At 73.0% G+C, this 16,723-nt stretch carries 24 protein-coding genes; 9 read left to right on the top strand and 15 right to left on the bottom strand.

The window, feature by feature from the left end; genetic code table 11:
• Positions 1–747: a TVP38/TMEM64 family protein gene (locus IH48_RS0108825; RefSeq protein WP_051839428.1), complete on the top strand. Its 747-nt coding sequence runs from the start codon at positions 1–3 to the stop codon at positions 745–747.
• A gap of 26 nt (positions 748–773) precedes the next feature.
• Here the strand turns inward: IH48_RS0108825 and IH48_RS0108820 are convergent, their stop codons facing one another.
• On the bottom strand, positions 774–1,826 hold the full coding sequence (locus tag IH48_RS0108820; RefSeq protein ID WP_030901463.1) for an enoyl-CoA hydratase/isomerase family protein: 1,053 nt from the start codon (positions 1,824–1,826) through the stop codon (positions 774–776).
• 216 nt (positions 1,827–2,042) lie between these two features.
• Between IH48_RS0108820 and IH48_RS36560 the strand changes: the two genes are divergently transcribed.
• Positions 2,043–2,219 carry a hypothetical protein gene (locus IH48_RS36560; RefSeq protein WP_199809918.1) on the top strand — a complete coding sequence of 59 codons (177 nt, stop codon included), beginning with the start codon at positions 2,043–2,045 and terminating at the stop codon, positions 2,217–2,219.
• A gap of 12 nt (positions 2,220–2,231) precedes the next feature.
• On the opposite strand, the gene IH48_RS0108810 is transcribed toward IH48_RS36560, so the two are convergent.
• From IH48_RS0108810 to IH48_RS0108800, 3 genes are read right to left on the bottom strand one after another with little or no spacing between them, the layout of a single operon-like run.
• On the bottom strand, positions 2,232–2,555 hold the full coding sequence (locus tag IH48_RS0108810; protein WP_030901460.1) for a putative quinol monooxygenase: 324 nt from the start codon (positions 2,553–2,555) through the stop codon (positions 2,232–2,234).
• A complete protein-coding gene (locus tag IH48_RS0108805; protein WP_078849572.1) occupies positions 2,552–3,442 on the bottom strand; it encodes an ATP-grasp domain-containing protein in 891 nt (296 codons plus the stop codon). Before IH48_RS0108805 ends, IH48_RS0108810 begins: the two co-directional genes overlap by 4 nt.
• Entirely contained in the window at positions 3,439–4,353 is a 915-nt protein-coding gene (locus tag IH48_RS0108800; RefSeq protein ID WP_030901456.1) for an ATP-grasp domain-containing protein, read from the bottom strand. Before IH48_RS0108800 ends, IH48_RS0108805 begins: the two co-directional genes overlap by 4 nt.
• A gap of 321 nt (positions 4,354–4,674) precedes the next feature.
• Between IH48_RS0108800 and lnt the strand changes: the two genes are divergently transcribed.
• On the top strand, positions 4,675–6,387 hold the full coding sequence (lnt, locus tag IH48_RS0108795) for an apolipoprotein N-acyltransferase (RefSeq protein WP_420705458.1): 1,713 nt from the start codon (positions 4,675–4,677) through the stop codon (positions 6,385–6,387).
• Here the strand turns inward: lnt and IH48_RS0108790 are convergent.
• Positions 6,311–7,216, bottom strand: coding sequence for a Gfo/Idh/MocA family protein (locus tag IH48_RS0108790; protein WP_030901451.1), 906 nt, complete (start codon positions 7,214–7,216; stop codon positions 6,311–6,313). The two genes, lnt and IH48_RS0108790, sit on opposite strands and share 77 nt — an antisense overlap.
• Positions 7,217–7,696: 480 nt before the next feature.
• On the opposite strand from IH48_RS0108790, the gene IH48_RS0108785 reads away from it, so the two are divergent.
• Positions 7,697–8,164, top strand: a complete 468-nt coding sequence (locus tag IH48_RS0108785; RefSeq protein ID WP_051839554.1) for a DinB family protein — start codon at positions 7,697–7,699, stop codon at positions 8,162–8,164.
• 107 nt (positions 8,165–8,271) lie between these two features.
• Positions 8,272–8,778 (top strand): hypothetical protein, encoded by a 507-nt coding sequence (locus tag IH48_RS0108780; RefSeq protein WP_158710264.1) that lies wholly within the window; start codon positions 8,272–8,274, stop codon positions 8,776–8,778.
• A 30-nt stretch (positions 8,779–8,808) separates the two neighbouring features.
• Here IH48_RS0108780 and IH48_RS0108775 read toward each other — a convergent pair whose 3' ends face one another.
• The 6 genes from IH48_RS0108775 to IH48_RS0108750 form a co-directional block, all read right to left on the bottom strand.
• The gene (locus IH48_RS0108775; RefSeq protein WP_030901444.1) at positions 8,809–9,249 is read right to left on the bottom strand and encodes a hypothetical protein; all 441 of its coding nucleotides are present in this window, start codon (positions 9,247–9,249) and stop codon (positions 8,809–8,811) included.
• Between the two features lie 82 nt (positions 9,250–9,331).
• On the bottom strand, positions 9,332–10,006 hold the full coding sequence (gene ung / locus IH48_RS0108770) for a uracil-DNA glycosylase (RefSeq protein WP_037841514.1): 675 nt from the start codon (positions 10,004–10,006) through the stop codon (positions 9,332–9,334).
• Positions 10,007–10,162: 156 nt separating this feature from the next.
• On the bottom strand, positions 10,163–10,924 hold the full coding sequence (locus IH48_RS0108765) for an SDR family oxidoreductase (RefSeq protein WP_030901441.1): 762 nt from the start codon (positions 10,922–10,924) through the stop codon (positions 10,163–10,165).
• Positions 10,925–10,937: 13 nt separating this feature from the next.
• Entirely contained in the window at positions 10,938–11,699 is a 762-nt protein-coding gene (fabG, locus tag IH48_RS0108760) for a 3-oxoacyl-ACP reductase FabG (protein WP_030901439.1), read from the bottom strand.
• Between the two features lie 157 nt (positions 11,700–11,856).
• A complete protein-coding gene (locus tag IH48_RS0108755; RefSeq protein ID WP_030901437.1) occupies positions 11,857–12,240 on the bottom strand; it encodes a DUF3037 domain-containing protein in 384 nt (127 codons plus the stop codon).
• Positions 12,237–13,085, bottom strand: coding sequence for a HipA family kinase (locus IH48_RS0108750; RefSeq protein ID WP_051839425.1), 849 nt, complete (start codon positions 13,083–13,085; stop codon positions 12,237–12,239). Before IH48_RS0108750 ends, IH48_RS0108755 begins: the two co-directional genes overlap by 4 nt.
• A 162-nt stretch (positions 13,086–13,247) precedes the next feature.
• Here IH48_RS0108750 and IH48_RS0108745 point away from each other — a divergent pair, with 162 nt between their 5' ends.
• Both IH48_RS0108745 and IH48_RS0108740 read left to right on the top strand, forming a co-directional pair.
• Positions 13,248–13,709, top strand: coding sequence for a hypothetical protein (locus tag IH48_RS0108745; RefSeq protein WP_234434182.1), 462 nt, complete (start codon positions 13,248–13,250; stop codon positions 13,707–13,709).
• A 69-nt stretch (positions 13,710–13,778) separates the two neighbouring features.
• Positions 13,779–13,958 (top strand): helix-turn-helix domain-containing protein, encoded by a 180-nt coding sequence (locus IH48_RS0108740; RefSeq protein WP_051839423.1) that lies wholly within the window; start codon positions 13,779–13,781, stop codon positions 13,956–13,958.
• A gap of 43 nt (positions 13,959–14,001) precedes the next feature.
• Here the strand turns inward: IH48_RS0108740 and IH48_RS36555 are convergent, their stop codons facing one another.
• Complete coding sequence (locus IH48_RS36555; RefSeq protein WP_199809917.1) at positions 14,002–14,139, bottom strand: hypothetical protein; 138 nt, start codon at positions 14,137–14,139, stop codon at positions 14,002–14,004.
• 32 nt (positions 14,140–14,171) lie between these two features.
• Here IH48_RS36555 and IH48_RS37350 point away from each other — a divergent pair, with 32 nt between their 5' ends.
• Complete coding sequence (locus IH48_RS37350) at positions 14,172–14,300, top strand: hypothetical protein (protein WP_267885305.1); 129 nt, start codon at positions 14,172–14,174, stop codon at positions 14,298–14,300.
• Positions 14,301–14,451: 151 nt separating this feature from the next.
• Here IH48_RS37350 and IH48_RS36190 read toward each other — a convergent pair whose 3' ends face one another.
• Both IH48_RS36190 and IH48_RS0108725 read right to left on the bottom strand, forming a co-directional pair.
• Positions 14,452–14,625 carry a hypothetical protein gene (locus IH48_RS36190; protein WP_158710263.1) on the bottom strand — a complete coding sequence of 58 codons (174 nt, stop codon included), beginning with the start codon at positions 14,623–14,625 and terminating at the stop codon, positions 14,452–14,454.
• The gene (locus IH48_RS0108725) at positions 14,622–14,825 is read right to left on the bottom strand and encodes a hypothetical protein (protein WP_030901432.1); all 204 of its coding nucleotides are present in this window, start codon (positions 14,823–14,825) and stop codon (positions 14,622–14,624) included. The genes IH48_RS36190 and IH48_RS0108725 overlap by 4 nt, the downstream gene beginning before the upstream one ends.
• Before the next feature lie 182 nt (positions 14,826–15,007).
• Here IH48_RS0108725 and IH48_RS0108720 point away from each other — a divergent pair, with 182 nt between their 5' ends.
• A complete protein-coding gene (locus IH48_RS0108720; protein WP_030901431.1) occupies positions 15,008–16,324 on the top strand; it encodes a helix-turn-helix transcriptional regulator in 1,317 nt (438 codons plus the stop codon).
• On the opposite strand, the gene cutA is transcribed toward IH48_RS0108720, so the two are convergent.
• Entirely contained in the window at positions 16,313–16,645 is a 333-nt protein-coding gene (gene cutA, locus IH48_RS0108715; RefSeq protein WP_030901429.1) for a divalent-cation tolerance protein CutA, read from the bottom strand. The two genes, IH48_RS0108720 and cutA, sit on opposite strands and share 12 nt — an antisense overlap.
• Positions 16,646–16,723: the final 78 nt, after the last annotated feature.

The raw sequence follows: 16,723 nt of genomic DNA, 5'->3' as shown, positions 1-16,723 counted from the left end.
GTGCTCGCCACCGTCCCCAGGGCCGCCCCGGCCCGCGTCGTCCGCCGTCTGCTGTCACCGTGGTGCCGGTTCGGCCTGCTCGTCGCCGTACTGGGCGCAGCGGCCGTCCTCGTGGCCGTGTACCGGCCGCAGCGGCTGCTGTCGAACGGCTGGCCCACGCACGCGGGCGGTTTCGCGGCTGCGGCGCTGTTCGCGCTGGTCTACGGGTTGTGCGCGGCGGCGTTCGCGCCGAGGCCGCTGCTCAACGCGGCGTCCGGCGCGCTCCTCGGCACCGTCGCCGGGCTGGGCGCTGCCATCGCGGGCACGGTGCTCGCCGCGGGTATCGCCTTCGGCCTCGGGCGGCTGCTGGGGCAGCGGGCACTGCGCACGCTGGTGCGCGGCCGGTGGCTGACGGCCGCCGACGGGCTGATGAGCAGGTACGGGTTCCGTTCGATGCTGGCGATCCGGCTGTTCCCCGGGGTGCCGTTCGCGGCGGCCAACTACGGCGCCGCGGTGTCCCGGATGAACTGGCCGTCGTTCCTGGTGGCGACCGGCCTCGGCTCGATCCCGAACACGGCCGCGTACGTGGTGGCGGGCTCAACGGCCGCGTCGCCCACGTCGCCCGCGTTCCTGGTCGCTTCGGGCTTCATCGTGCTGTCGGCCGTGGTCGCCGCGGTGGTCGGCTGGCGCAAGCGCCACCACCTCGGCGCCGCGGCCCGGATCCACGGCGGAGGCGCCCCCGGCCCCCGCGGGGCCGGGGACCGCTGACACCGGCGGCCTCCGGCGCCGTACGGTCAGCCGAGCGCGGCGGCGAGCCCGAGGTCTCCGCCCGGGGGGTGTGCGAGGAAGCGCGCCACGTCCGCGTCCGCGACGCCGGCCAGCTCCGCCGGGTCCCAGCGCGGGCGGCGGTCCTTGTCGACGATCTGCGCGCGTACGCCCTCGGGCAGGTCGGGCAGGGCGAGCGCGGCGCAGGAGGCGCGGTACTCGGCGTCGAGCGCCGTCTCCAGGCTCTCGCGGGCGCTTGCCGCGCGCAGCAGGGCGAGGGTGGCCTTCAGCGCGGTGGGCGAGCGGCCGAGGATCGTCTGGGCGGCCTCCTTGGCGGAGGGGTGACCGTGGTCGAGGAGGCGGGCGACGATCTCCTCGACGCTCCCGGCCGCGTAGCAGTCGTCGATCCACGCGCGGTTCTCCGCGAGCGCGCCCTCGGCGGGTTCGGCCGTGAACCGGCGCACGGCCTCGGCGGGCGTTTGCTCGCCGAGTGCCGTGACGAGGGCGGGCAGGTCGCGCGAGTCGACGGCGTGGTCGGCGAAGCCGCACAGCAGGGCGTCGGCGGCGCCCATGACGGCGCCGGTCAGGGCCAGGTGCGTGCCGAGTTCGCCGGGCGCGCGGGAGAGCAGGTGAGTGCCTCCGACGTCGGGGACGAGCCCGATGCCGGTCTCCGGCATGGCCACGCGGGAGCGTTCTGTGACGACGCGTACACGGCCGTGCGCCGAGATCCCGACGCCGCCGCCCATCACGATGCCGTCCATCAGCGCGACGTACGGCTTCGGGTAGCGGGCGATGCGTGCGTTGAGCCGGTACTCGTCGCGCCAGAACGCGGGTGACGTACGGCCGCCGTCGAGGGCGTCCTCGCGCACGGCGCGGATGTCACCGCCCGCGCACAGGCCGCGGTCCCCGGCGCCCGCGACGACGACGGCCAGCACGGCGGGGTCGTCGAGCCAGCGGGTGAGGGCCGCGTCGATCATCCCGATCATGGGGTGGGTGAGCGCGTTGAGCGCGCGTGGCCTGTTGAGGGTGAGCAGGGCCGCGTGGCCCGTCCTGCCGAGCAGTACCGGTTCTTCTGGCGCCATGGTGCCGGTTGGTTCCCTCGCCTCTGGCCCCCGTCACCGCCCGTGGAACGTGCCTGGTCCGGGGGCGGCATCGCAATTCCTTCACGCACGGTACGCCGCCGGTTCCCCGTTCCGCGGCGGGTCCTGTGTGACGGGGAGCACGATCGGGTCTCGGATGTGACCAAGGACGCTCACGGAATCGTCACGATCGCGGAAATCAGGTTCTAGGCTTGCCACATGTCCAAGTCCTCCGCCTCCGCCGCCGCACCCCGCAGGGTGTCGGACGTCGCGGCGGCCAACGAGCGCATCCGCGCGCTCGTCGACTCGGCCGACGGGACGTGGCCTTCCGAGGCGTACGAGGTACTGCTGCTGGAGTGGGCCGCAGCCGTCGGCAGTGTCGACAGCGCTGCCTGAGGCGTCTCCGGCCTAGTCGACCTTCAGTTCTCCCATCTCGCTCCAGCCGTCCGCGCCCTCGATCGTGGTGCTCACGATGTCGGGCGTGCGGCTGACCAGCGGCCGGAACCGTGCGAGCGCGGCCTTGAAGTGGTCCGACTCCACGTGCGCTGCGGCCGCGCCGTCCCTGAACGCCTCGACCAGCACGTAGGTGTTCGGGTCCTCAAGGCTGCGTGACCACTCGAACCACAGGTTGCCAGGTTCGGCGCGCGTGGCCGCCGTGAAGTCGGCCACCTCGGCCGGCCACGCCTCCGCGTGCTCGGGCTTCACGGGGAACTTGACGGTGATGAAGATCATTCAGGCATTGTAGGTGCGGCGCCGCGCACCGGACCCGTCCACGCGCCGGGCGGCACGACGGCCGCGCGGCGCCGTTCCCGTACGGCGCCGATGCCCTCGGCGCCGGTACGCAGCGCCAGCGCCGCGAGCGCCTCCGGGGCGCCCGCCTGGCCGCGTGCGCCGGGGAAGGCGTTGATGTCCACGATCCGCGGCTCGCCGCCGCCCGCGTCGATGATGTCGACCCCGTACACGTCGAGCGCGAAGGCCTCGCCCACTCGCAGCGCGAGGTCCGCCCAGCCGGCCGGGAGTTCCTCCGCCGCGAGGGACGTCGTGCCGGGCTGTTCGGCGGCCAGTTCCGAGCGGCGCAGCGCAGCGAACACCTGCCCGTCGATCACCCACAGCTTGTGGTCCCAGCCGCTGTTGGGCGTGAACGGCTGCACGACGACCGGCTCGTCGCGCCACTTCGCCTCCAGGGCGCGCAGTTCGGCCTCGTCGGCGACGAGTGCCACGAGGTCCCCCCTGCGGCTGTGCCGGCTCTTGACGACAACCGGGCGGCTCGGGCCGCCTTCCGCCAGGAGCCGGCCGAGCGATGCGACGGACCGTGTCCGTGCGAAGGGCAGCCTCGCACTCCGCGCCACGGCGGCCATCGCCGTCCTGTCCTGGCACAGCTCGGTCGCTGACGCGGTGTTCAGGACGGGCGCGCCCCGTTGCTCCAGGTTCCGCGCGAGTGCGATCGCGCGCGGGGTGCGCGCCTTGAGCAGGTAGACGTCGGCAAGCGGTCCTCCGGGCCCGGTGGCGCCGGTTCGCGCGGGGTCGAGCACGCACACGTCGTGATGGGGCGTCAGCAGCGCGGTCGCGTCGGCCAGCAGGGGGTGTTCGGGGGCGCTGGTGACGAGGCCGATCCTCACCGGTCCTCGCCGGCGGTGACGGGGATCTGCGGGGCGAGGCGCGGTGCGGGCAGCGCGGGCACGGCGGGAGCGGCCGCGCGGCCCCTGGCGAGCCGCAGGACGGCGCTCGCGACGCGGTCGGCCGCCTCCGGGACCTGACGGAAGCTCGGGAAGTCGTTGACGTCCACGACCACGGGCCCGTCCGGGCCGAGCAGCACGTCGAGTCCGTACAGGTCGAGTCCGTACACCTCGCCGACGCGCGCGGCGATGGCGGCGACCTCCCGCGGCAGCTCCACCCTGCGTTCAGGCAGCGAGCGGTCCGGGTGGAGCGGCGAGCGCCGCTGTGTGGCGTACAGGTCGCCCGCCACGGAGTAGACCTTGAGGTCGGTGCCGTCGTTCGCCACGTACGGCTGCGCGATCAGCATGCCGCCGCCACGGTGTGCGGCGGGGCCGTCCTGTTCGGACAGCGCGGCCTGTTCGGCCAGCCGTTCGGGCGTGGCCACCAGGTGGACGTCCCGCCCCGAGCTGCCGTCGGCCGGCTTGACGACGAGGGGGAAGCACTCGGCGGGCACCTCGGTCAGCGTGCGCCAGTCGGCTGCCGCGTACGTCAGGGGCACGGGCAGGCCCCTGCTGCGTCCGATGGCCGCGGCGAGCGCCTTGTCGCGTACGCCGCGTATGGCGCGCGCGTCGTTGACGGTGGTGAGGCCGACCGCTGCGGCGGCCTCGAGCAGGGTCAGCCCGGGGCCGCCCGACACCGTCTTGAGCACCCACGCGTCGTGGCTGCCGGCGCGTATGGACTCCGAGACGGGTATGAGCGAGGTGCCGGGCCGCACCACGTCCACCCGGTGCCCCCAGTCCGTGAGGCGCCGTATCACCTCGACGGGCATGCCGTCGCGGCGGTACTGCTCCTCCACCAGAAAGCAGAGTCTCATCGCCCTAACCCCGTACTCCCGATTGCCCGAAAACCCGTGTGCGCGGGTGGACGGCCGGCTCTGTGTGACACGTGAGGAATCATGATCCATCCACTCTCCGCCCACGGCACCGGGCCTGCCGGGGTGAACGGATCCGTGAGGCCTGCGGCCCCCGTTGCGCGGACGATACATCCTCATGACATCCGCCTTGCGTGCCGGTGAGTTGCGGGGCCCGCCGTGTGAGGCGCGCGGCATACCCGCGCGATGTGGGTAGGCATGGCACGGGGTCCGTGAGTCTCACGCGCGGCTCCACGGGTGTCACGCGCGGCAAGGAGGCTCGGCATGGCGAGGAGGCTCGGCATGCAGGTTGCGGTCGGTCCGGTCGAGGGGCCCGGTCGGGCACGTACGCGGCCGTGGCAGGCCTCGCCCTGGTGGCGCGGCGCGGCCGCCCTGGGCGCGGGCGCGCTGCCCGCCCTGGCTTTCCCCGCGCCGTCCTGGTGGTGGTGCGCGTACGCGGCGCTGGTGCCGTGGCTGCTGCTGGCGAGGTCCGCGCCGACCCCGGGCCGTGCGGCGCTCGACGGCTGGCTCGGCGGGACCGGCTACATGATCGCCGTGCACCACTGGCTGTTCACGAGCCTGAACGTGTTCATCGTGGTGCTCGGCGCGCTGCTCGGGCTGTTGTGGGCGCCGTGGGGGCTGCTGGTGAGGGCACTGCTCGGGGGCACGGACGGGCCGCCGCGTGCGCCGCGCGCGCTCGCGGCGCTGGCTGTCGTGCCGTCTGCGTGGCTGATGGTGGAGACCGTGCGGTCCTGGCAGGGGCTGGGCGGCCCGTGGGGCGTGCTGGGTGCGAGCCAGTGGCAGGTCGCGCCGGCGCTGCGTCTCGCGTCGGTGGGCGGTGTGTGGCTGGTCAGCCTGGTGGTGGTCGGTGTCAATGTGGCGCTGACGCTGCTGCTCGTCTCCGGCGCGGCGCGGACGGCGGTGGCGGTGTCGCTGGTGCTCGGCGCCGTCGCGGTGGGCTCGGTGTGGGCATGGGCGCCGCGGCCCGCGCGGTCGGGCGCGCCGGCGCGGGTCGCGGTGGTGCAGCCGGGGATCGTCTCACGCGCTCCTGGCGCCCCTGAGCTGCGGTTCGCCAGGAGCGAGTCGCTGACGCGCGAGGTGGCGGGACGCCGGGTGGACCTGGTGGTGTGGGGCGAGAGCAGCGTGACGCACAGCTTCTCGACCCATCCCTCGCTGGCGCGCCGACTCGCCGCGATGTCCCGGCGCGTCGGCGCGGACGTGCTGGTCAACGTGGACGCGTACAACAGGGACGCGGCGGGCCGTGCGGGCGTCTTCAAGCGAAGTACGCTGATCGGCCCGCGAGGCCCTGTGGGGGTGACGTACGACAAGATGCGCCTGGTGCCTTTCGGCGAGTACGTTCCGGCGCGTGCGCTGCTCGGCTGGGTCACTTCCGTCGGCAGGGCCGCGGGCGAGGACCGGGTGGCCGGGCGCCGCCAAGTGGTCATGCACGTGCCCGTGCGCGGGGGCGGCACACTGCGCGTCGGACCGCTGATCTGCTTCGAGTCGGCGTTCCCCGACATGAGCAGGAACCTCGCGAACGACGGCGCGCAGGTGCTGGTGGTGCAGTCGTCGACGGCGTCGTTCCAGGACACGTGGGCACCCGCGCAGCACGCGTCGCTCGGCGCGCTGCGGGCGGCGGAGACGGGCAGGCCCGTGGTGCACGCGACGCTGACCGGTGTCAGCGCGGTCTTCGGCCCCGACGGCGCCCGCGTGGGCGAGCCGCTTGGCACGGACCGCTCCGCGTCCGCCGTGTTCGAGGTGCCGATGGCCCGTGGGGCGACCCTGTACGACAGGTTCGGGGACTGGGCGGTGTACGCGGCGTCGGCCGTGGTGGCGCTCTTCTGCTCGGTGCGCGCCGCGCGGGCAGTGCACTCACGCCGCATCGGTGGCGGTGGTGGCGGCGGCGTCGGTGGCGGCTGGGTCAGGCGCCCTCAGCCTGCGCCGCAAGCACCACCCGTTCGCACAGCTCATGGGTCTCCAGCGCGTCCCGGGCGCTGAGCCGCTCCCCCGCGCGTACCGCGTCGAGGAAGGCGAGTGCGGCCTGCTCGATGCCCCGCTGCCGCGCGACGGGCACCCAGTCGCCGCGGCGGCGCGCCGTCGGCTGGCCCTTGTGGTCGACGACGGTGGCCAGGTCGTGCACGGCGCGCTTGGAGTCCTGCCCCGAGACCTCCAGGATCTCCTCCGTCGATCCGCTGACCCTGTTCATCGTCCCGATGGCGGTGAAGCCGTCGCCGGACAGTTGCAGCACTGCGTGGTGGAGGAGTCCGTCGCGCACGCGCACCCTGATGTCGGTGTGGTCGACGGGCCCCGGTACGAGGAAGCGCAGCGTGTCCACGACGTGCACGAAGTCGTCGACGACGAAGTCGCGCGCGGGCGCGGGCAGCCCGACCCGGTTCTTCTGCAGCAGGATCAGCTCTCGCGGGTGTTCCAGGCACTGCGCGTACGACGGGGCGAAACGGCGGTTGAATCCGACCGCGAGCGAGACGCCCTTCTCCTCCGCCAGCCGCACGAGGCGCTCGGACTCGGCGTACGTGAAGGCGATCGGTTTGTCGACATAGGTGGCGATCCCGGCGTCGAGGAGGCGTCCGACGATCTCCGGGTGCGCCGCCGTCGGGGCGTGCACGAACGCGGCGTCGGGCCGCGCGGCGATCAGCCCGTCCAGGTCGGCGTGGCACTGCGGGCCGGGGATGCGGTGCGCCTCGGCCGTGCGCGCGAGCGTGGCGGGCGTGCGGGTCTGCAGGTGCAGCGCGATGCCGGGCAGCGCGGTCAGCACCGGCAGGTACGCCTTCTGCGCGATGTCGCCGAGTCCGATGCAGCCGACCTTCACTGAGCCCTCCCAGGGTGCGCGTCCGGGCAGCATACGTGGCGGATGCCCGGCAGCCCCTGGGCCGGGCGGCGCGGGCCGGTGGCGCGCTCCCGGGCCAGGCCGGTCGTTCCCGACCCCTCCCCGCTCGCCGTCCGGAGCCCTGGCAGCGAGTTGCACGACACGGCGGACCGTCAGACCGCTCGACGAGCCGACCTCGCCGGTCGTGGCCGTCCTTGCCCGCGCCGTCGCGGATCCCGACCCGGACGCCAGGGTCTCAGGCACCGCACGGCGGTCCGGCCGCGGGCACGGCAGTCCGGTGGCGGACGAGCGAATAACGCGTCGCGCGCGGGCCGTGCTTGCGCCACGATGGCCGTCATGACGCCAACTGCCGCGGGGCACACCCCTGCCGTCCCCTCGTCCACCTCCGCGACCGCGCCGCCCGCCACGACCGACGCGGTCGGTCGGTACCCGGCTCCCGCGGTCGACGCCGCGGAGCGCGCGATGCTGGAGGGCTGGCTCGACCACCACAGGGCGATCACCGCCGCCAAGTGCGCGGGGCTGACCGACGATCAGCTCAGGCAGCGGCCGGTGGCGCCGTCGGGGCTCAGCCTCATGGGGCTCGTGCGGCATCTGGCCGAGTGCGAGCGCGGCTGGTTCCGCGAGACGCTCGACGGCGAGGACGTGCCCGGCATCTACTTCACTGACGAGGACCCCGACGGGGACTTCCACGTGGGCGAGGACGACACCTGGGCGGAGGCGTACGCCACCTGGCAGGCGGAGATCGCCACCGCCAGGGAGCGCGCGGCGGCGCGCGGCCTGGACGACGAGGGTACGGGCCGGCGCGATCGGAAGACCGGGCGGCCGTTCACGCTGCGGTGGATCTACACGCACATGATCGAGGAGTACGCGCGCCACAACGGCCACGCCGACCTCATCCGCGAGTCCCTGGACGGCTCGACGGGCGACTGAGGAGCCGCGCACCGGCTTCCGTCACCGCGACGGCAACGATCATCCTTCCGGGTTCATTACCGCCGGATGGCTGTCCGAAGCGGGGCGCGGGCCAGCAGAGTTGCCGGGTGCGAAGAACGACCACCACAACGATGCTCCTGCTCGGTGCCGCGGGCCTGGCCGCCACGGCCGTCACGGGTTGCGTGTCCGTCGCCCCGGACGCCACGCACGCCAAGGCCTCGCGCCCGGACACCGCTCCCACCGCCCGGCGCCGCTCCGGCACCCGGCCACAGGTGGTGCAGGCGCCCGCCGAGGAGGCACTGTCCATGGTGCGGCCGACAGCACCGGCCGCGCCCGCGCCGCGCCCTGCGGCCACCACGGCTCCGCCGCGGGTGCCACGGCAGCGCGCGGCGGCAGCCGGAACGGGCTCCGTGCACCGGGGGGAAGGGGCGCCGCAGGCCCACGGCCCAGGGCGCCTCCCGGCCGGCGGCCGCGAGCACCCGCATGCCGCACCGGCCGCGCCGCCGGCGCTCCCGGGGGACGCCTCCGGCGTCTGCACACTGGGCGAGACCTACGGCCACTGGCCCGCGGGCAGCCCGCAGGCCCGGATCTGCCATCAGACGTACGGGCACTGAACCCGGCTCAGGCGCGTCCGCGCGCGGGGCTCAGGCCCCGGAGAGCTGCCGCGCCACCAGCGCGATGGCGGCGCGCACGCCGTCCCCGTACCCGTCGTCCGCCAGCACGTGTGCCGAGGCCCTGGCCCGCCCCAGGTGGAGCCGGGCCGCGTCGGGGCGGTGCAGCTTCACGTAGTCGGCCGCCAGGTCCGCGTGGAGGGCCGGGCGCAGCGCCACGACCTCCGGCGCCTCCCCGTCGGCGGCCGTCAGGGCCCTGAGATCCCAGGCCAGCTCGTCGCCGGGGTCGTCCTGGGCGTCGGCGATGTAGTGCGCGAGCGTGCAGCGCTGGAACGCGTCCCCCGCCTCCCCCAGCTCCGTCCACAGGTCGCCCATGCGGTTGCGTGCCTCCTCGCGGTCACCGCCGTGGAGCAGGATCACCGCCTGGCCGATCCTGGTCATGAGCGACTCCCCGGACGACTGCCGCTGCTCCATGCGTGGCCCCTCCACCGCTGCGTAATGAAAATCTGACAAAACGCTCAATGGAGACGCTAGCCGCGGTCGGCCGGGATCGCCTTCAGGCTCGGCCCAGGTCGGGGATGCGCCAGTCGATCGGCGTGTGGCCCTGCGCGGCCACCGCGGCGTCGATCCGGGTGAAGGGCCGGGAGCCGAGGAACTTCTTCGCGGAGAGCGGCGAGGGGTGGGCTCCCTTCACGACGGCGTGCCGCGACTCGTCGATGAGCGGCAGCTTCTTCTGCGCGTACGCCCCCCACAGCACGAACACCGCGGGGTCCGGCCTCCCGGAGACGGCCCTGATGACCGCGTCCGTGAACTTCTCCCATCCCCTGCCCTTGTGCGAGTTGGGCTCGCCCTCGCGGACCGTGAGCACCGCGTTGAGCAGCAGGACGCCCTGCCGCGCCCAGGGCATGAGGTGGCCGTTGTCCGGCACCGGGTGCCCCAGGTCCTCCTTCATCTCCTTGTAGATGTTCCTGAGCGACGGCGGCGTCCGCACGCCGGGCCGGACCGAGAAGCACAGGCCGTGGCCCTGACCCGCGCCGTGGTACGGGTCCTGGCCGATGACGACCACCTTCACGTCCTCGTAGGGCGTGGCCGCCAGCGCGGCGAAGACCTCGTCCTGCGGCGGGTGGACGGGACCGTTCGCACGCTCCTTCGCCACGAACTCCATCAGCTCGGCGAAGTACGGCTCGCGCAGCTGCCCGCCCAGTGCTCCGCGCCAGGACTCGGGCAGCATGTCCGTTTCGGTCACGTCAACATCCTCCGGTGTTCGCCGACTGATCGTCCGTTCACGAACCTACCGGGCGCCACTGACAACGGCGGCGGCCGGCCGAGCCCTCGCGGGACGGCCGGCCGCACACGGCACACGGCACACGGGTGCAGTACCCGCCGCTCACACCCCCGCGTTCAGGAACAGCCCGCCGTCGACGACGAGCGTCTGCCCGGTGATCCAGCCGGCCGCGTCCGAGCTGAGGAAGGCGGCCGCGCCACCCACGTCCTCCGGCGCGCCGAGGCGCCCCATCGGGTACCCGGCGGCGGCCTCCTCCTCGCGGCCCTCGTAGAGCATCCGCGCGAACTTCGTCTTCACGACGGCCGGGGCGATCGCGTTGACCCGCACGACGGGCGCGAACTCGTGCGCCAGCTGCATCGTCAGGTTGATCATGGCGGCCTTGCTCATGCCGTAGGTGCCCATGAACGGCGACGCGCCGATCCCCGCGATGGAGGCGATGTTCAGGATCGTGCCGCCGTGGTCCTTCTGCCACGCGTGCCACGTCTTCTGCGCGAGCCCGAGCGCGGACAGCACGTTCGTCTCGTAGGTCTTGGCGGCGACCGCAAGGTCGAGGTCGGCGAGCGGCGCGAAGACCGGGTTCGTCCCGGCGTTGTTGACGAGGTGGTCGATCCGCCCGTACGCGCCCATCACGCCCTCGACGACGGCGGCCTGGTGCGCCGGGTCGTGCGCCTTGCCCGCGATGCCCATGGCCCGGTCGGCGCCGAGCCGCTCGACGGCCTCCTTCAGCGTGTCCTCGTTGCGCCCGGTGACGCACACGCGGTCACCGCGCGCGACGAGGGCCTCGGCGATGGCGTAGCCGATGCCCCGGCTCGCGCCGGTGACCAGGGCGACCTTGCCGCTGTCGGGTGCCTGCTGCTGTGTCATGGCTGTCCTCGGTTCAGTTGAGCGGGCCGCCGGCCACGTACATGACCTGCCCGGAGACGAAGCCCGCGTCGTCGCCGGTGAAGAAGGCGATGGCGTTGGCGACGTCCTCGGGCCTGCCGGCGCGCTGCACGGGGATCTGCGTGATGGCGGCCGCCTCGAAGTCCTCGAAGCTCATGCCGACCCGCGCGGCCGTCGCGGCGGTCATGTCCGTGGCGATGAAGCCGGGCGCCACGGCGTTCGCGGTGATGCCGAACTTGCCGAGCTCCTTGGCGAGCGTCTTGGTGAAGCCCTGCAGACCCGCCTTGACCGAGGCGTAGTTGAGCTGGCCCCTGTTGCCGAGCGCGGAGGACGACGAGAGGCTGACGATGCGGCCCCAATGGGCGTCGACCATGTGCTTCTGGCACGCGCGCGACATCAGGAACGAGCCCTTGAGGTGCACGTTCATCACGGTGTCCCAGTCGGACTCGGACATCTTGAAGAGCAGGTTGTCCCGCAGGACGCCCGCGTTGTTGACGAGGATCGTCGGCGCGCCGAGCTCCGCGACGACCCGTGCGACGGCCGCGTCCACCTGCGCGCTGTCGGAGACGTCGCAGCCGACGGCGAGCGCCTTGCCGCCCGCCTCGGTGATCGCACCCACGGTCTTCGCGCAGGCCGCCTCGTCCAGGTCGAGTACGGCGACGGCGCGGCCCTCGGCCGCGAGCCGTACGGCGGTCGCGGCGCCGATCCCCCGCGCCGCCCCGGTCACGACGGCGACTCGCTGCTCGGTGGTGGACATCCCTGTTCTCCTCGCCCTAGGAAACCTCATCGACTGAGCGACCGCTTAGTCTCTTGGCAGAACGACGCTAGAAGCCCTGGCACGCGGTGTCAACGGGCCGGGCCGGTGGCGGTCGCCTCATGGGCCGCGGGGTACCGCAGAACGGTCCTCGCGACGATCAGCGCACCAGCAGATCGAGCAGCCGCTCGGCCTCCGCCTTCGGGTCGGCCGTAAGCCCCGTGTGGACGGGCCCCGGCTGCACGACGGTGGAGCGCGGCGCGATCAGCCAGCGGAACCTGCGTCCCGGCTCGTCCCGCCCGGCCTGGCCCGCCGAGGCGCCTCCGTCGCACACGGACTCGACGGCCGCGAGCGCGGCCCGCACGCCCGCCAGGTCCACCGACGGATCGAGCGCCGTCACGCGCGCCTCGTCCAGGTGCGTCCTCGCGGCGATGAAGGACTGCGCCCGGCAGTACACGATCACCCCGGCGTTGCAGCACTCGCCGCGCTCGACGCGCGGCACCACGCGCAGCAGCGCGTACTCGTAGACGTCCCGCACGCTCATCGGCCGCCCTCCCGTCCGTGCGGCACGCGGACGGCGTCGTCCGGACGGCCGGTGAGCCAACCGGGCGCACGCGAGGGGCCCTTCCTGGTGGGCGCGTCCATGACGATGCGCTCGTGGATGGTGGCCGCCCGGGCAAGCAGCGGCGCCGCGTAGGCGCGCCGCAGCTCGTCCGTCGTCGCGAACCCGGGCTCGTCGACCAGCCACTCGTCCGGCACGGCCGCGGTGACCTGCGCGAGCAGGTCCTCCGTCACCAGCGGCGCGAGCGCTGCGGCCGCGGCCGCGACGTCCGGCGAGAACGGCGCCAGCGCGTGGTCGGAGGCGTTGTAGGGCTTGGCCGCGGAAGCCTGCGCGGTGGGCCAGTTGTGATGCCAGATCATGGTGGCGCCGTGGTCGATGAGGTAGAGGTCTTCGTGCCAGACGAGCATGTTCGGATTGCGCCAGGAGCGGTCGACGTTGTTGATCAGGGCGTCGAACCAGACGACACGGCCGGCCTCTTCAGACCCGACCTCGTACGCGAGCGGGTCGAACCCTATCGACCCCGGCAGGTAGTCCATGCCGAGGTTCAGCCCGCCGCTCGCCTTCAGCAGCTCCTGGACCTCCTGGTCGGGCTCCGACAGACCGATGACCGGGTCGAGCTGCATGGTGACCAGCTCGGGCACCCGCAGCCCGAGGCAGCGGCCGAGCTCGCCGCAGACGACCTCGGCGACGAGCGTCTTGCGCCCCTGGCCGGCGCCGGTGAACTTCATGACGTACGTGCCGAGGTCGTCGGCCTCGACAATCCCGGGCAGCGACCCGCCTTCACGCAGGGGCGTGACATAGCGAGTCGCAGTCACCTCTTCCAGCACTTTCCCAGGCCACCCATCTCTTCAGCCTTACATTCCACGGACTACTTCCCAGGGGTGCCGGAGCGCGAATCACCCGTCAACGGCCCTGGGGAGAATCTGGGGAGTTTCGGCTGCGCTCTGATCTCCCCGCTCCCCAAGCATATGGTCGAGGGCGCGTGCCCCTTGCCGCAAAGGCTGCTGGCCGAGCTGTTCGACATCGACCCGTGCCTCGTCGACACCCACCCCTGGCCCACATGGCTGGAGTTCGACCCGCTTCAGCAGCACAGAGACTTCCCGTGGACCGCACGAGGTGCGCTGGACGCGCTCACATACTCAGTCGGGAGTGACATGCATCGCCGATCTTTCATCCCCAGCTCGACGGCCCTGACCGCCAACCTGTTCTCCTGGCTCACCGCCGACCCATTGGCCGCAGGCGAGATCACCAGCGGCCGGCGCATCGGAGAGGCGGCCGTCACGCGCATCGAGCACAGGGTCCGTACGCTGCGCCGCACCGACGACGAAGACGGCGGCGGCACCCTGATCCGCGAGGCCGAAGCGGGCGACGCCATGGTCGCCGACCTCCTGGCGCACCGCAGCTACTCCCTCGACCACGGCCGACGGCTCTACGCCGCGGCGGCCCGGTGAACACATGGAACACCTATAACTGGAAACCCCGATCGCCGACGCGACCGACGCCGAGCCATCGGCGACCACATGCGGCAGGCCCGCCTCTGCGCCAACCTCACCCAGCAGACCGTCGCCGAGCGCGCCAGCATCGAGCGAGACTCGTACGGGCGCATCGAACGCGGCCAGGTCTCCCCGCGGCTGGACACGCTCCTCGACATCGCCGACGCCATCGGCGCGCCGCTCGCACACCTCATACGGGACGCGTGAGCCCCGGCCGCCGTAGTGGCGACCGGGGCCCGGATGGCGTGCTCTACTGGCCGCACACGTTGCAGGGCCACATGTGCTGAGAGATGCAGTCGCCGTCGTCGTTGTACACGTAGACGGTCACCTTCCAGCCCCGGCAGCCGTTGTTACCACACGGGGTCTGTCGATCCTCTTCGTGTCCCATGGCGGAACCTCTCCTTGTCCTCGGCGGTCGGCGTGAACGCGCGAGAGCAGCCCGAGCAGTGCCAGTGCCAGTTGTCGGGGCAGGCCGGAGTGATCCGGGTCGTGTCCTTCCACAGCATGCTCTGGTCGGTCGGGCACCTCGGCGGGATCTGCACCACGTGATGGCCTCCAGTCATGCGGCCCAGCGTGGCGGGCGAACGGTGGTGCGGTGGGGCTCACCCGCGACCGCCACCCGAACGAGTGGCGGCGCGGGGATTGTGGGCTCCGGCCGGCGGGGTGCGACGAGCACGGGGGATCCCGCCGGCCGGAGCGGTCAGGTGGCGCGCGGCGGCGCCTCGTCGGCGGCGGCAGGCCGGGGCATGAGCGGGTGCGGCAGCGGCACCGGATGCGGCGTCCTGCGGATGAGCTCGACCCCGTGCTCCTCGCAGTACGCGCCGTACTCGTCCTCGATGGGGAAGTCGTGGCCGCCCTTGAAGCACTGCGTCATGACGCGCCGCCGAGCCGGGGGTGAGGGTGGCGGCCGATCTCGGCTGCCAGGTCGGCCGCGTGCGAGGGGTCGAACGCGGGATGCCCCTCGGTCGACGCCTCCTGCCACTGGCTGAAGCAGGCGGCACAGACGTCGCAGCCGGACACCGGTGCCAGCGGCCGCGCTGGCTCCGACGGCGGGACTGTGGTTTCGTTCTTCACGTCGACGCTCCTTGTCAGCGTGGGCCACGCCCCCGGACCGTTCACCCGATTGCGGGGGTTCGTCGTGCCACCTTCTGACGGGGGACCTTCGGTCACTTCCCCGGTGCAGGCATACCCATGATGGGTACGCTGCGGGCCTGGCGATGACGCACACTCAGCCGAGCAGGCACGACGAGGCAGCCATGACTGGATACGAACCGCCAACCGCGCTCCCCAGAGCGCTACTCGACCGGCCGGACATGCGCTCGGCCATCGGCGCGCACGACTTCGGGACGGTGTTCCGGCTCGCGCGCCGGTACGCGGGCATCAGCTACTCGAAGATCGCCGCCGAGTGCGACATCAAGCCGGAGCGCGTGGGCACCCTCGCCCGCGGGCGGGGCGCCGTGACCACGTTCGACAAGATCGTGCGGATCGCGGACGCCCTCCGCATCCCCGGCGCCATGGTCGGGCTGGCCTCCCGCCCGTGGGAGACAGCATCCGCGCCGTCGTTCCCTGCGCACAGCACCACAGAGAACGGGAACGACGTGCAGCGCAGAACCTTCCTCCGAGTAACCACCGGCGCCGGCCTCGCCGCCGGCCTCCCAGCCCTTACCCGCCCCGACCTGATCGGACGACTGGGAGCGGACACACCCCGGCGTCTACGCGAACGCACCGCGCGGTTGCGCCGCCTCGACGATGTCCTCGGCGGAGGCGACACCTACCGCGTGTACCTCGGCGAGTACCAGTCCACGAAAGCCGCCCTGCGGAACGCGTCGTACACGGAGACGACGAAGCGCGGGCTCCTGTCCGTCCTCTCCGAGCAGGCGCAGCAGGCCGGATGGGCCGCCTTCGACGGCGGCAAAGAGGCCGACGCGGCAGGGCTGTACCGAGACAGCTACCTGGCCGCACAGCAGGCAGGCGACGCCGACCTGGCGGGCAACGCGCTCGCGTTCCTCGCCTACCAAACCGTCGCCGGCGACCGCCGAACCGGAGTCGACATCGCGGCACGCTCGTGCGAAACCATCGGCGCCGGCGCCCCGGCCGGCGTCCGGGCCCTGCTCTACGAACGCAAGGCCTGGGCCTGCGCCGTGGCCGGCCTCGCCACCGAGACGGAGCAGGCGCTGAACGACGCGACTGCAGCGCTCCACGACGCGTCCGGCGAACCGCAACCGGACTGGGTGGCGTGGGTGGACGCGACCGAGCTACAGATCATGTCCGGGCGCTGCTGGGCCGAGCTACGCCGCCCGCTCCGCGCCGTACCCGCACTGGAACAGGCACTGGCGCAGTACGACGACAGCCACGCCAGGGACAAGGCCCTGTACTCGTCGTGGCTCGCCGACGCCTACCTGAGCGCAGGCGAGGTGGAGCAGTCGGCGGCCGTGGTCGCGCGGGCCTTGGACCTGTCGGACGGAGTGGCGTCCGTGCGGCCGCGCCAGAGGCTGGCGCCCGTGCTGGGTCGCCTCGGCGCACATCGCGGGGTGCCCGCCGTGGCTGCGGTCCTGGAAAGGTCAGCCACCTGACACGGGCTCGGTATTCTCTTTCAGCCAGCTCAGGCATCGTTCCGCGCCCGCGACGATCGGTACCGCGGCCACCTCCGGGTTGTCCCACGGGTGATGGTCGATGAGGTGCGCCTCCAAGGCGGGGTACCGGTCCGCCCGGGTCTTGAGCAGGAGCTGCCACTCCTCGCCGGTGCCGAACTCCCCGAGGTGCCAGAACACGGACGTGACCGGGCCGATGATCTGCGCCCCGGCTGCCAGCCGGTCGCGTACTACGGACTGGGCCAACTCGACGGCCTGCTCGCGGGTCTCTGTCGCCGTGGACACCTGCACGAAGTCGGTCATGGCGCATGAGCCTATAGGCGCGCCGCGAACGCGAAAAGGGCCCCTGCCGCGGTCCCAGTCGCACGCGAGGATGTCGCC

It is taken from the genome of Streptomyces sp. NRRL F-5126 (genome assembly GCF_000721265.1).
Taxonomy (GTDB): Bacteria; Actinomycetota; Actinomycetes; order Streptomycetales; family Streptomycetaceae; genus Streptomyces.
This window is presented reverse-complemented; position numbering and strand designations above follow the sequence as displayed.